The organism is Polynucleobacter sp. AP-Kolm-20A-A1 (assembly GCF_018688315.1).
Classification (GTDB): domain Bacteria; phylum Pseudomonadota; class Gammaproteobacteria; order Burkholderiales; family Burkholderiaceae; genus Polynucleobacter.
Window position 1 is genome coordinate 626,853 of the sequence record NZ_CP061315.1, and the last position, 14,623, is coordinate 641,475.

A 14,623-nucleotide genomic window follows, 5' to 3' on the forward strand; every position below is an offset into this window, starting at 1 on the left:
GGATGTTCTCAATGCGTTTAAATAAAATTGCTGTCTTGTTGTGCGCCGGCGCTAGCTTTGCTTTGCTAGCAGGATGCGCCTCAAAGACGCCGCTGGTTAAGCCGGAATCTGAAATTGTTGGTCAGGTGCCAGCGGATCCGCCAAAAAACCCAGTGATTAATGCTGAAGCGCTTAAGTCAGAATCGAAGTCGATAGCGGTAACGGACATTTACTTTAAAAAAGAAGGCAAGAACCTTACTTATATTGAAGAGACCAAAACCACTACAGGCAATAGCACTTCATCGGTGATTACTCCCAAGACTGTAGAGGTAGATGCAGATAAAGCGAATGCTTCTGCATTAACTGGCGGCCCAAATTCATCTGCTTTTCCAGTCAAGTTCACAAATTTAGCTGATCCCAAGTCAACGGAGCCGGGTGCCGCTTCTGTAGCGCCTGTGCCAGATGCAGCTGCCACTAGTAATACCGCTAGCGCCAACAGCCAGACCCAGAAAAAATCAGGATATCAAAGCAATATTGAGTATGGCGAGTTGCGCTATCTTGCGAATCCCATCCGTGGCTTATTAATTAAGTCTGGATACAAGGTAGTGCAGGCTAAGCCTTCAGTAACTGCGCCAAACCAGGGTGATGAGTATTTTGATATTGTGAAGCGCATCAAAGCAGGTGATTTTGGCGATGCCAATTACGTGCTTTATGGTGTCTTAGCGGAAGTTTCCGTGACCGATAACGTCGATGCTATTCCTGGCACTAAATCTACATCACAGCAAGTAACGCTTGAGGTGACGGTTGATTTCAATGTAGTCGATACGCAAACCAACCAGATTGTGGCTTCCTTCATTGCCTCTGGTGATGGCAAGGAAGTCAGAATCGACGGCAAAGACAATAGCTTCAAGCCAAGCATGGCTAAGTTAATGAAGTTGGCTTCTTTGGATTTAGCTGAAGATGTAAGAAAGAGCTTGGCGAGCCAAAACTTTATTACTAATAATCCAGGCTCCGATGGTGAAAAGCGGAATCTAAAACGCCGCTTAAATGACGATGCCGGTACTCTAAAGGTTTATAAATAAACTTTAATAAAAGCCTGCTTACACCTGAACTGGCGGATGCGTCTTCTCATAGCGCTCCGCCGTTCTTCTAAAAAGATAGAGCAGTAAGCATGCAGCCAATCCAAGGCTGATGCTGTTACCAGCCCAAAATCCGTTAGCGCCTTGTAAAAACGATGGTGTATTGCCAAATACGTTAAAGCCTAAGAGGTAGCCGCCGCCTAATCCCACACCCCAAAGGGATCCCGCATAAATCAGCATAGGCCAAAAGGCAATGCGATAGGCGCGCAGAATAAATGCGGCCGTTACTTGTAAGGCATCAAAGACTTGATAGAAGGCAATAAATAAAAATAAAGGTACCGCAAATACTTTTATCTCAGCAGGCGGGTCGTATAAATCTAGCAGTTCCATTCTGAACAGCCATACGGCGATGCCAATCGTGATGCAGAGTGCAGTTGTAAAAAATACTGAAGACCAACCAATCTCTTCGGCGCGCTCAGGCTTGTTGGCGCCAATCGATTGGGATACCAAAGTCATGGTTGCAATTGAGAGTGATAGGGGAACCATGTAAATAACAGTGCCCATATTGGCAACAATTTGATGGCCCGCCAATGCAGTAGTACCTAAGCGGGCAATAAATAAGGACATGAAGGTAAACGATGTCACTTCAATCAGATAACTAAAGCCAATTGGCGCACCAAGCTTTAACAAAGTCCAGATGCGATGCCAGTCGGGCAGACTAAATCGTGCAAAGATCTTAAATGGTCTGTAGAAGCGATCAAATACGACAAAGCCAAGAGTCATTAATAACCAAGACCAGTTAATGATGACGGTAGCGACTGCGCAGCCAGGGCCGCCCATGGCTTCAATCCCAAAGCCGCCGTAAATAAAAAGTAGATTTAAGGGCAACTTGAGAGCAAGGCCAATCAGTTGTACAACGGTGATCACGGCGGGGCGTGAGACTGCATTGTGTAAAGCCATTAACACGCGCATTGCCATGCTAGCTGGCAATCCAATTGCCAAGATATTGAGATAGAGCTTTGCTTTGCTTTCAATGTCGCCGCTCACTTGCGAGATCGCTAAAAGATGGTCGGCATTAAGCAAAATAAAGCAGCCCAGAATAGTTAAACCTAAGGCTAGCCAAGTCGCCTGCCGAACCTCTTCACCAATATCGCCGAAACGCTTAGCGCCAAAGAGTTGTCCAGCAATAGGTGCGAGCGCAGAGACAACTCCTGTTAAACCTACATAGATACTGATAAAGATGGCTGAAGCCATCGCAAGGGCTGCCAAGTCATCGGCAGAGTAGCGCGCTGTCATGGCTGTATCTAGTACACCAAAAGCAATGACGGCTAACTGGCCAATCAACAAAGGGCCAGCTAATTTCAGTAGAGAGGGGATATCCTCGCGGAGGCGCGATAACTTAAAGTGCAGCACGTTTTACTCTGGAATAACTTCGTAGAGGCGTAAGCGTTCGTCGCGGTCAGCAGCGCGGCGATCTTCCCACAGCAAGCTGAGTTTTTTGTTATTGAGTTGGGCGTAAGCCTTTGCCTCTGACTGGCTATGGGTCAACATCCATGGGCAATTAGTATCGTCACGCAAATTCAATTTCGTGAAGTAACTAAAAGAGGCGAGTTGCGCAAAGCCAATATTGCTCGTATCAATGCAGCCGCCTCCTGAGGGGACTACTTGTACTAGTCGCGCCGATACCAGGCGATAGGTTTTGGCGTAGTTAATTGTGGGCAGCCATAAGGTCATCAAAAGAACCCACATCAATGTCGTGCCAGACGCAGAGATAATGAGGCAGCGCCAGATTTCTTTCGGGGCACGAGAAGTTCGCCAGCGCACTACAGATATCCATACACCAGTAATAGCAAGCGCCACCACAAAAGCTAAGAGATTAAATTGACTCTCAAACCCTGGTAGTAGACGCGCAATATTAGCGGCAGTGGTTTCTGGGTAGCCAGTAACTTTTGCCAGCCAAATAATCCAAATAGCTAGAGCAATCAGCGTGAAGCTAAACATCGCAAACCAGTCAATGAAGCTAATGACGCTACGCTTGAGAACAGGTAAGCTAAAGGCGGCAATAATGGAAAGGCTTGGAATCAAGATTAACAAATCATGTTCGTTAGCTTCGCTACGGAATAAAACGTAAATCAAGCTGCCAATAAATAAACTCAGGGGAATGCAAAGGTGGGGAGCTCGCCAAGTGCCGGATGCCTTAGTGCGACCCCAGTGTGCCAAGGAAACGATTGCTAGGGGCCATACAGGCCATGCGTAAGCCCAAAAGTTAACGCTTAAAAAGCCCAGCGATTCAACAGAAGGTGTCGCTCGCATTTCGGGCATATTGCGCCAACCTTCTTGTGCAATATGACGCCAGTGGGGAGAAAGATCGGCTAGATACCAAATGATCGGCCAAATTGCAAAACCAATTAAACCGAGAACAGTGCTGGTAAGTGTCCAGCGAAAGCGTAACTTGGCATTGCTAGCGATCACTGCGATGATGGTTGATGTGACAACGATTAAGCTGAGTGTGAGATTGCTCGAGAGGGCAACGATCGCAATACCAAGTCCGGTCCATAAACCACCTTGCCAAGGTTTATCCAATCCTCGTACTGTGCTGTACAACACAATGCTGATGCCCATCAATTGCGCCATCATTGGCGTAGTTTCATGAGCGCGTTGAGCAAGACCTACGCAGGCCAGGAAGATAAGCAATGCACCATCTGCCAGCGTCATGCCGTAACTCTTCATGTCGGGCTGTCCGCCAACTGCGAGTGCCATTGGTTGCACTTCGCGACGACGACCTAACAAATAGGTTGCGTACCAGATTGCCAGCGCCGCAGAGAAAAAGCAGATGGCCGAATAAAGGCGAGCAGCGTTTGCAGCTCCAATGAAGGGGCCAAACCATTCGATGAGTGTGGCGCCAATCCAATAAGGGAGTGGTGTGCCCAAAGAGATATCACGGCCAGCTAAGTGTGGAACGACCCAGTCAAGCGAGTTACCCCGAAATAAAGTCCACATGCCGCCAAACCCAATCGCATCTTCATTCTTCCAAGGATCGCGGAAGAATAGACCGGCAAGACCATAGATCAAAGTCAGCGCAAAAATGATGATGCGCGGAATTGATTTAGTAGCGGCAGCGGTAAGTTTGACCATGTATGGAGTTAAAAATAAAAAAGGCAGCAAACGCTGCCTTAATTATCTCGCAGAGCAGGTATTTAACATACCCCGCGAATAGAAGTGGTTTAAGCCTTCTTCTTAGCTGGCTTTTCAGCAGCTTTAGCTTCTGCAGCAGCAGCTTTTTTCTCGGCTGTTTTAGCAGCGCCATCACCAGTAGCTTTAGCAACAGCTTTGCTACCGAATTTCTGACGGAATTTCTCAACACGACCAGCGGTATCCATAATTTTCTGGGTGCCAGTGTAGAAAGGGTGTGATTCAGATGAAGTCTCGATCTTGGCTAATGGATATTCATTGCCATCTTCCCACTTGATTGTCTCTTTAGTAGACATTGTGGAGCGAGTCTTGAAGCTGAAGTTATTAGAAACGTCTACGAAGACGATTTCACGATATTCGGGGTGAATGCCAGGTTTCATTATGAGTCCTATGAGCGGGTAGCCGTTTGAGCCAAATTGGCTTAAATACTTTCCCAGGTTTTAAAAGCAAGTTAATGGTGCAACAAAGGCGAAATTATGCCATGAAATCAACAACAAAGCGCTGTTTAGGTATGCAAAAGGGGCCAAAACAGCCCCTTTTTGCCTTTAAATAGCCCCTGAGGGTATCTAACCTAGCCTCCGCGACGCATTAAGTCGAAGAATTCGCCATTGTTTTTGGTGGATTTGAGCTTATCAACGATGAAGTTCATCGCCTCAATATCGTCCATATCCGCCAGCAATTTACGCAATACCCAGATCTTCTGGAGGTTTTCAGCTTTAACCAGCAATTCTTCACGGCGGGTGCCGGACTTATTGAGGTTAATAGATGGGTAAACACGACGCTCAGCCAAGCGGCGCTCAAGGTGAACTTCCATGTTGCCGGTGCCTTTGAATTCCTCATAGATGAGGTCATCCATACGGCTACCAGTCTCAATCAAGGCAGTGGCGATGATGGTGAGTGATCCACCTTCTTCAATATTGCGAGCTGCACCGAAGAAGCGCTTAGGGCGTTGCAAAGCATTTGCGTCCACACCACCAGAGAGTACTTTGCCTGATGAAGGAACAACGGTATTGTATGCACGGGCAAGACGAGTGATCGAGTCAAGCAAGATGATCACATCTTTACCCATCTCTACTAAACGCTTTGCTTTTTCAATCACCATCTCAGCAACTTGAACGTGACGCACAGCTGGCTCATCAAAAGTAGAGGCAACAACTTCACCGCGAACGGAACGCTGCATTTCGGTAACCTCTTCAGGGCGCTCATCAACTAGCAACACGATGAGGATAGCTTCGGGATTGTTTGCAGCGATTGCATGTGCAATGTGCTGCATCATCACGGTCTTGCCGGATTTTGGTGAGGCAACAATCAAACCACGTTGGCCATAACCAATAGGGGAGATCATGTCGATGATTCGGCCAGTAAGGTTCTCTTCGGCCTTGATATCGCGCTCTAAGCTAATTACACGGTTTGGGTGTAACGGCGTTAAGTTTTCGAACATGATGCGGTTCTTGAGAGCTTCTGGAGCCAAACCGTTGATCTTATCTACCTTTACCAATGCAAAGTAACGTTCGCCATCTTTAGGGGTGCGTACTTCACCTTCAACGCTGTCACCAGTGTGTAAGTTAAAGCGGCGTATCTGCGCAGGAGAGATATAAATATCATCAGGCGAAGCCATATAAGAGGCTTCAGGGGAGCGCAAGAAACCAAAGCCGTCAGGCAATACTTCCAAAGTGCCGTCGCCGAAAACTGTTTCGCCAGCTTTCGCACGTTTTTTCAAAATAGCAAACATCAATTCTTGTTTGCGCATCCGTTGAGTGTTTTCAATCTCCAAGCTAGCTGCCATTTCGAGCAGAGCGGATACGTGGAGGCCTTTGAGTTCAGTTAATTGCATGTGGTTCTCGGGTGTTGGTAAAGATAAAAATGAATAAAGGGAATTTGTTTTGAGGTATCGCTGCGCTGATTGAAATCACGCAGGTATGGAAAACAGAATTTTGGATATTTGCTAAAAGAAGGGGGAGGTAAATTGCTGGGAATTGGCGCTGTCTTTGATGAAATCCTAAGAGCGCTGAACTGCTGTTAAATGCAATACTACACTAAAAAACGGGTCTGACAAGTACGATAAATCAGTAAAAACCACAGGCTCAGCTGGTGAACCTGTGGTCTGAGACTATTTACAGATGACTATCAATAAAGGCGGTCAACTGAGATTTGGCCAAAGCGCCTACTTTTTGAGCAGCCACGGTGCCATTTTTAAAGAGGATCAAGGTAGGAATGCCGCGAATATTGAACTGGGCAGGTACGCCTTGGTTCTCATCCACGTTCATTTTTGCGATCTGTAACTTGTCGCCATATTCACCAGCGAGCTCTTCCAGGATCGGACCAATCATTTTGCAAGGACCGCACCACTCAGCCCAGAAGTCGAGCAGAACAGGTTTATCGGACTTGAGGACGTCTTGTTCGAAAGAGGCGTCAGTTACATATTTAATGCCGGCACTCATGAAAATTCCTTATTTAGACTTATTTAGCGAGTTATTTAATTATGACGTTACAGCGCTTATATTAGCAATAAGCGGAATGTTCTGCTCAAAACAGATAAATTACTTGATTAATGCCTCAGCCTTTCCCCACCATTTCTGACCAAAAGCAGCCACAAGCTTGGGTAATCACGCCTAATAGCCAAGCGCTTGCCCAATTGGCAAAAGGCATCTGGGATTGTGCAGTGCAAACCAATCAACGCCCTTTAGTAGTGCTTAGCACTGCTGGACCGCTCATTGGGGTGCGGGCGGCTTTAGAGCAAAACCGACCAAAAGAGCTGCCAAGTAATATTGCCTTCTTACCTCAAGTTATTAGTTTCACGGATTGGCTAGAGGCTGCACCAGGCGCATGGAAATTTCCCAAGAAACAAAGCGATCTTGAGAGATGGTTATCGGTCTATATCAATCTTCGTAAACATCCCAAACTCAAAACTTGGTTTAAAGCAGAGAGTGACTCAGGTGCATGGGGTCTAGCTAAATCCGTCATCGATGCCTGCGATATTTTGTCTGAAGCCATCATTCCGCAATTGCATGATCAGTTAAATCTATTAATTGAGAGTGGTGCGCTTGATGCAGAATCGTGGACCAAAAAATTAGAAGAGATCTTAGAGAAGACAATCGCACAAGCGTATCCGGATCTTTCTCGAAAAGTCGTTGATCAAGAGTCGGAAGTCTTGCTTACATTCTGGCGTTACTTAAGTGGCGCAGGTGATGCGGTCTTTCGTAAGCAATTTGCTATGGCGGCACATTTGGCATTGGCAAAATCCTCTCAGAGCCAAGTAAGACCCTTCATTTGGGTTCAAACGGCAGACCCTAGGCCAATTGACCGCGAGGTGATAAGTAAGTACTTAAACGAATACGCTCAATACGCTCCTGTTATAGAGGTCGCATTAGATTGGCGGTCTGTTGCCTTATGGTCCGAAGCGCTTGCAGGAGAGAGTTCTACTGGCGACCTAATAGAGTTAAGTGCTGACCAAGAGCAGCAATTACATGCCAACATCAAAGCGGCACCTTATCAAGATTGGCATTTGATATCTGCAAGACGTTTTGAGGAATTAGCGTGGGCTGCAACTAAATCGATTGAGACGCATCTCGTAGCAGGCAAGAAAAACATTGCATTGGTTGCACAAGATCGCTTAGCTGCAAGACGGGCGCGAGCATTGTTAGCGCGTTTGGGGCCAGCACTGAATATTCGCGATGAAACCGGTTGGAAGTTAGACACCACTCGGGCGGCAGCAGCGCTCAATAGCTGGTTGGAGTTAATTCGAGCTCCAAAGGAGGGGCCGACAGCGAGTGCTTTATTGGAGTTCTTGCAAAACCCTTACATTGATATTCCTGCTTGTATTGAAAAATCTCCGCAGGCCTGTATTGGTCTGGTAGCTCAACTTGAAGATATTTTGATTGCTAGTCAAGCAAAGTCTGGCTGGGAAACGTTTTATATGGCCATTGAGCGAGCCAATGCATATGCCGCCAATCATGCGGGCGCTCCGAACGAAGCTTTATTAAAACTATTGCAGTTTGTCAGGGGGAGGCACCATGCCTGGCAAGAGATTGGTCTCAATTGCACAAATGCTTACGCGCTTCTTCAAAAGAACTTGCAAGATACCGGCATGGCCCAGGCTCTGGAAAAGGATGCTGCTGGCAAACAATTACTCGAAGTAATGAACGCCTTTGATTTACAGGCTACCGATTACCAGGGCACTGCAATGCGCTTGCCCGAGTGGATTAGTTTGATTAAGTCAACAATGGAAGAGGCTTCTTATGAGGAGGCTGGTAAAGAGGCGCAAGCAAATTTGAGCATCTTGCCTTTGAGTTCCACTCGTTTAAGAAATTTTGATGCGGTAGTGGTAGTGGGTTGTGATGAACAACAATTGCCTGCATTTTCTGAGCCGCCATTATTTTTCTCAGATGCACTAAATCGTTTGCTCAAATCATCGACGATAACTGCACAATATATTCAGCAGGCGCGAGATTTGTCGCAGCTATTAATTTCTTGTCCTAGCGTAGATTTACTATGGCAGAGTAAAAGCAGGAGTGGTGAGCCGCTCAGGCCATCAGCTTGGATTCAGCGCCTTCAGGCCCAATTGCCACAATGGAAGGCAGAAGTTTCTCAGCCTGAAATGTCTATAGGTAAGGCTAAGCCACTGGAGCAGTCAGTGACTGTCTTGGACGAGGATTTGCCATTGCCGCTGTCGATGAGCCCGAGTGCTTATAAGGCATTGAGAGACTGCCCATATAAATATTATGTGCGCAGTTTATTGGGGCTCCGAGAGGCAAAAGAATTTGAAGATGGGTTTGATGCCTCTTTAGCAGGGCAATCTTTACATGCTTTGTTGCGTAACTTTTACCAAGCACTAAAGACCGAAGAGCTCAAACCGGATTCACCAATTATTCACAATACGCAAGCTCGTCGCGTGTGGATGGAGCAACAACTATCCGCTGTTTCTGAAAAAGAATTTAAGCGCATGATTGAAGGTGATGGCAGGGTGCTTGGCACTTTACGGGACTGGCAAAAACAAATTCCGAGTTTTGTGGATTGGCAGCTCCAACGAGAGGCCGATGGATGGCGCTATCAAAATGCCGAGCAAAAGGTAGGGTTTGATTTACATTTTGTGGGGCCTAATGGCGAGGACCGTGTGATCCGAATCGAAGGGCGCGCAGATCGTTTTGATATCAACACCAACACTGACAATCAAGCAGAGGTGATTGATTACAAAAATCAGTCAATGACTAAGATTAAAAAGCGTGCCGAACATCTGCTGGATGACCCGCAGTTACTTATCTACGCTAGAGCCGCTAATGAAAGTCCGATAGGCGCCCATCTGCAAGGTCGCCAGGTCAATCAGGCGCAATGGGTTTCTCTCAAAGTAGATATTAAGAGAGATAAGAAGCTCCAAAGATCACTGGAAGTAGAGGACGTCTCAGCATTAATGCCGCAAATGAACCAACAAATGACCGAGGACATACAAAAACTATGGTCCGGAAAAGAGTTGAGCGCTTTTGCGCCTGATGGTGTTTGCCAATACTGCGAGGCAAGAGGTATTTGCAGAAAGGGGATGTGGTGAAAAAGTTTGATAACGCCATAGCTTGCGATCCCCATAAGTCAGTTATTGTTTCTGCTTGCGCTGGTAGTGGTAAAACATGGTTATTAGTTGCTCGCATGATTCGTCTCTTGCTTGCGGGAGCTAAGCCCCATGAAATACTTGCATTAACGTTTACTCGCAAGGCGGCGCAAGAGATGCGCGACCGTCTTTATGGTTTGCTACAAGAGTTCTCTGCTGCCGATGATGCAACGCTCACAGCTGAGTTGGAGAAAAGAGGCCTTACAAATGCAGAGGCAATCAAACTACTGCCGCAGGCTAGAGCGCTTTACCTGAAGGTATTGGCAAGCCCTCAGTCTATTGTGATCGACACTTTTCACGGTTGGTTTGGCAGATTGCTGAACACGGCCCCCATCTCAGCTGAAGTCCAGCCTGGCTTTAGTTTGCGCGAGGATGGTAAGAGATTATTAGATGAGTGTTTGGATGATTGGTGGGGCAATCTTCCTGCAGATCTCAAGGCTCACTACGACGTTCTTTTAAAACAATTAGGCGCAAGCAATACCGAAAAATTCTTAATGGGTAGCTACGGCTTAATGAAGCAGCGTGGCGCCTGGACTTTTTTTGCGCAAGCTTGCAAAGCCAAGGGAATCACTCCCATTGAGCACCTCAAGCAATTTTTACCTAGACTCAATTTAGAAAATCCTTTGCTGCACATATGGAATGCGCCTAAGGCGAGAGCGGATCTTGAGTTTCTGGTACGTTGTTTTGCACATAGCAGCACGCAAGAAAGTGAGTTCACACCACGTTTGGTGTCTGCTTTGGAGTGTATGCAGCGTGGCGGCGATGTCATGGAAATTGCCGACACACTGCAGCTCGTTTTTTTAAATGCTGATGGCCAGTCTCGCTCTAATAACAATAAGGCTCTTGGCGCAGTAAAGACTTATCTCAAAAATGAAGGCTTGAGCGATCTCGAGTCAGATCACATTGCCTATAAGCAAGCTTGGGCACAAGCCTTTGTTGATTTCTTGGATTGGCAAGCCGAAAAAGAAGTTTATGAATTAAATCAAGCTTGGTTTGCTATGAGTGAGCGCATGATGGATCATGCCGCTGCAACTAAAGAAGCAATGCGCGTGCGGGATTTTGATGATTTAGAAATCGGCGTAAGTAAGTTGATGGCTGACTCGGCTAATGCAGCGTATTTGCAAGCTCGCTTAGATGCTAGGTATAAACATATCTTGATCGATGAGTTTCAGGATACAAACCCATTGCAGTGGCAAATTTTGCGCTCCTGGTTTGAGGGGTACGGCGAAGATAAAAGTAAGCCCAGCGTCTTTATTGTGGGAGATCCGAAGCAATCCATTTATCGTTTCCGTAGGGCAGACCCACGCTTATTTGCAAGTGCTAAAGAATTTCTAAAGTCTGAAATGGGTGCGGTAGCGCTGGACCAAGATACAACGCGTCGCAATGCGCCCTGCATTAACGCAGCAGTGAATGCCACTTTTGACTGCTCGCAATTGCCGCCTACTTATGAGTTTAATGAGCAGGACACTTTGTGGAAGCCCTTGCCAGATGGTTTGCCAAAGGGGGTTTATGCAAAAGAGGGTGAGGCTGCGCTATTGCCGCTCATTCCTTATATCAAAGAAGAGCCAGAGCCACGAGTAGGCAATGCTTTCGATGCCCCTATTACTGATGTCAATCAAACAGTTTCGGTTACTCAGCGCTATTTAGAGGGTCAGGAAGTTAGCCGCTTGATTCGTGAGGTGATGGCAACACGTCAAGTGATGGATGAGCAAGATGGACGCATGGTTTGGCGAGCAGCTAGAGAAAGTGATTTCTTGTTGCTGGTGAAACGTCGTAAATATTTGCCGCAAATTGAGAGGGCTTTGCGTGAGGCCGATTTGGCCTATGACAGCTCTAGGCTTGGCGGGCTACTCAACACTCTAGAGATAGATGACTTGATTGCATTACTCACTGTATTGCTATCACCGCGCCATGACTTACCTTTAGCGCAGGTATTAAGAAGTCCTATGTTTGGTTTTACTGATCGGCAAATGCAAAGCCTTAGTATTGCCAAAGCTCATCACCAGCAGTACCGCTCTTGGTGGGATGTTGTGCAAGATAGTCAAGATGCTGCAGTTCAAAAGGCTGCTCGCTTTTTGGAACATTGGCGCAGATTGGCTGAGCGTTTACCGGTACATGACCTGTTAGATCAAATTTATCAAGAAAGTAACTTACGTTTTCAGTATGCAATGAGTGCCCAGCCTTTGGCTCGCGCACAGATCATTGCGAACCTAGATGCTTTCTTAGAACTGTCTTTAAATCAAGATGGCGGTCGTTATCCGAGCTTGAGTCGCTTTATCGATGAAATCAATGTAATGCGTCGAGGCGATGACGATGAAACACCGGATGAAGGCGATGCAGAGGCGGAGTCTGGGGTAGAGCTTGCGGAAGTGGATGTAGACAGCGAGATGTCGGAAGACGACAAGCATCGGCGCGTACGCATCATGACAATCCATGGCGCTAAAGGCCTAGAGTCGCCTTTTGTGATTATTTTGGATGCTAATCATACAGTTGGCGCTGCCGATCATTCTGGTGTTTTGTTGGAGTGGTCACCTAATGATAGAAGTCCATCGCATTTATCGATGTATACCAAGGCCAGCCTCACTTCTCCGCGTAGCAAAATTCGAGAAGATGAAGAGGTGATTAGTCAAAATGAAAATTGGAACTTGCTGTATGTTGCGATGACTCGCGCTAAACAAGGGCTGTGGATTAGTGGTGTAGCAAAAGAGCCTACGAGCAATAATCCAACGGGGTTAGATTCAAAATCCTGGTACGCAAGAGTTCAGTTTGGAAAGCTTCCCACTATTGAGCTCGCACTAGAAAGCCAAATTGATAGTGCTAAGCCATCAAGCCCTTCAAAAGAAAGCGCCTCCGATGCTTTTAGTATTGAAGACTTTCGCATCTCCTGGGAACCGGCAAAACTCAGTCATCAACAGAAGCTGCTTGATATTGAGGGTGGAGCCATAGCGCAAGTCATGCAGACTGAAGAAGCGCCTGACCCAGAAATTCTGGAAGAGGGCACGAACTTTCATAAGTTGCTTGAGTTCTTGACTTCAGACTCTAGTAATCAAATAAGGCCACCTATACCAAGCGAGCAAGAGCTCATGAACTGGCTGGGTGTCGATCAAGAGCATGCAAATACTTTGATTGCTCGTATTAAGGCAGTGTTAGAGACACCAGAGCTCAAACGCTATCTGACATCGGGTGAATGGCTGCAAGCTTGGAATGAGCTGGACATTGCGAGTGAAGATGGCAAGAGCTATCGCATGGATCGCTTGGTGGAGTTTGATGATCATTTGGCCATCATCGATTACAAACTCACGATTCCAGAGGTGGGTAGCGAGAAGTATGAGAAGTATCGCAATCAGTTACAGGGCTATCAGACTGAACTTGCCCGAATCAGAAAAGACAAACCAAACAAGGCTTACTTGATTTCTGCGCAAGGCAAGATTCAAGAGATCCATTAAACTGAATCAATCGGTTTAGTAGCTCCGCCTTACTTATCGCTTCACTCTTTAGGAACTCCCATGGCAATTTCAATGTACCAGGCATCTATTCCGCAATTTACGAAGATGCTCACCAATCTCTCCAATATTCTTAAAAAAGGAGAAGAGTTTGCGCGCGCTAAGGGTATGGATGACGCAGCATTGGTGGAGGGGCGCCTTGCTCCAGATATGTTTCCGCTACCCAAACAAATCCAAATTGCTTGTGATCAAGTCAAAAATGGCATGGCGCGTTTGGCTGGCGTTGAGATACCCAAATTTGAAGATAACGAAACTACTTTCGCGCAATTGCAAGAACGTATTGCTAAAACTATTGCTTTTGCCAATAGTCTTAAGCCAGGTCAAGTGGATGGCACTGAGGCAAAAGAAATTAAGTTTTCGATTGGAGAGTGGAACTTCGAGTTTGTCGGTGAGCAGTATTTGCTGACTTGGATCATTCCTAATTTCTATTTCCATGTGACTACGGCTTATGACATCCTGCGTCACAACGGGGTAGAGATCGGGAAGACAGATTACTTGGGCGGTTAAACTAGAGGCTTATGGATCACTTTAATAAGCTTGTCGACATTGCTCAGCCTTGGCTGTATCGCGCCAGTATTTATCTTTCAAATGCTTTTGTCGACGACCCAGCGATCCTGGCCTTTGCATTTTGCTAAGAGCAAAACAGCCCTGAAAAGCCACCTACGGGTGGTTTTTTGTTGCCTAAATTTTGAGCAAATAGCCCTAAAACAACAAAAAGAGCTTCATTTTTGCAGTTTTTACATATACTGTATAAACATACAGTATATTAATGACTATGACGCAAGTAATGAACTCCGCAAAAGTAACCCTTACCCAGGCACCACAAGCCTTGGCAGGGCATTTTGCCGCCTATGAGCTCAAGCTTCTAAGTCACCGGATTTCAGCTGGATTCCCTAGTCCAGCGGCAGATTACGCAGAGGACGGCTTAGACCTGAACCATTACCTCGTGCAAAACAAGCCAGCCACTTTCATGTTCACTGTGAAGGGCGACTCCATGTTGGGTGCGGGCATTTGCGATGGCGACAAGGTTGTTGTTGATAAAGCCCTTAAGCCAAAACACAAAGATATTGTTGTTGCAGTAGTAGACGGCGAGTACACCATTAAGCGCCTCTATCAATTGCGTGGTCGTATTGAGCTGCAACCAGAAAATCCTAGTTATCAACCCATCACCTTTAACGAAGGCAGTGAGCTGCAAATCTGGGGCGTGGTCGTTGGGGTAGTGCGTAAGTACAGCAACGCTAGCACTAGATATAACAAAGAGGGTAAATGAT

General features: G+C 46.5%; 10 protein-coding genes. 5 read left to right on the forward strand and 5 right to left on the reverse strand.

All coding sequences use genetic code 11. The features are described 5' to 3' along the window. The first annotated feature begins 11 nt into the window (after positions 1-11). A complete protein-coding gene (locus tag C2745_RS03365) occupies positions 12-1,061 on the forward strand; it encodes a hypothetical protein (RefSeq protein WP_215385059.1) in 1,050 nt (349 codons plus the stop codon). An 18-nt stretch (positions 1,062-1,079) separates the two neighbouring features. Here C2745_RS03365 and C2745_RS03370 read toward each other — a convergent pair whose 3' ends face one another. The 5 genes from C2745_RS03370 to trxA all read right to left on the reverse strand — a co-directional run bounded on the left by C2745_RS03370 (position 1,080) and on the right by trxA (position 6,691). After that, positions 1,080-2,471 carry an MATE family efflux transporter gene (locus C2745_RS03370; RefSeq protein WP_215385060.1) on the reverse strand — a complete coding sequence of 464 codons (1,392 nt, stop codon included), beginning with the start codon at positions 2,469-2,471 and terminating at the stop codon, positions 1,080-1,082. A 3-nt stretch (positions 2,472-2,474) separates the two neighbouring features. Continuing rightward, positions 2,475-4,193, reverse strand: coding sequence for a glycosyltransferase family 39 protein (locus C2745_RS03375; RefSeq protein ID WP_215385061.1), 1,719 nt, complete (start codon positions 4,191-4,193; stop codon positions 2,475-2,477). An 89-nt stretch (positions 4,194-4,282) separates the two neighbouring features. Beyond that, complete coding sequence (locus C2745_RS03380; protein WP_215363251.1) at positions 4,283-4,630, reverse strand: type B 50S ribosomal protein L31; 348 nt, start codon at positions 4,628-4,630, stop codon at positions 4,283-4,285. Between the two features lie 191 nt (positions 4,631-4,821). After that, positions 4,822-6,084 (reverse strand): transcription termination factor Rho, encoded by a 1,263-nt coding sequence (gene rho, locus C2745_RS03385; RefSeq protein WP_215385062.1) that lies wholly within the window; start codon positions 6,082-6,084, stop codon positions 4,822-4,824. A gap of 280 nt (positions 6,085-6,364) precedes the next feature. Continuing rightward, positions 6,365-6,691, reverse strand: coding sequence for a thioredoxin TrxA (gene trxA / locus C2745_RS03390; RefSeq protein WP_068321063.1), 327 nt, complete (start codon positions 6,689-6,691; stop codon positions 6,365-6,367). Between the two features lie 110 nt (positions 6,692-6,801). On the opposite strand from trxA, the gene C2745_RS03395 reads away from it, so the two are divergent. From C2745_RS03395 to C2745_RS03410, 4 genes are all read left to right on the forward strand, one after another. Next, positions 6,802-9,792: a PD-(D/E)XK nuclease family protein gene (locus tag C2745_RS03395; RefSeq protein ID WP_215385063.1), complete on the forward strand. Its 2,991-nt coding sequence runs from the start codon at positions 6,802-6,804 to the stop codon at positions 9,790-9,792. Continuing rightward, entirely contained in the window at positions 9,789-13,295 is a 3,507-nt protein-coding gene (locus C2745_RS03400) for an exodeoxyribonuclease V subunit beta (protein ID WP_251368388.1), read from the forward strand. Before C2745_RS03395 ends, C2745_RS03400 begins: the two co-directional genes overlap by 4 nt. 60 nt (positions 13,296-13,355) lie before the next feature. After that, positions 13,356-13,859, forward strand: a complete 504-nt coding sequence (locus C2745_RS03405; protein WP_215385065.1) for a DUF1993 family protein — start codon at positions 13,356-13,358, stop codon at positions 13,857-13,859. A 262-nt stretch (positions 13,860-14,121) separates the two neighbouring features. Then, on the forward strand, positions 14,122-14,622 hold the full coding sequence (locus C2745_RS03410) for a LexA family transcriptional regulator (RefSeq protein WP_215385066.1): 501 nt from the start codon (positions 14,122-14,124) through the stop codon (positions 14,620-14,622). Position 14,623: the final 1 nt, after the last annotated feature.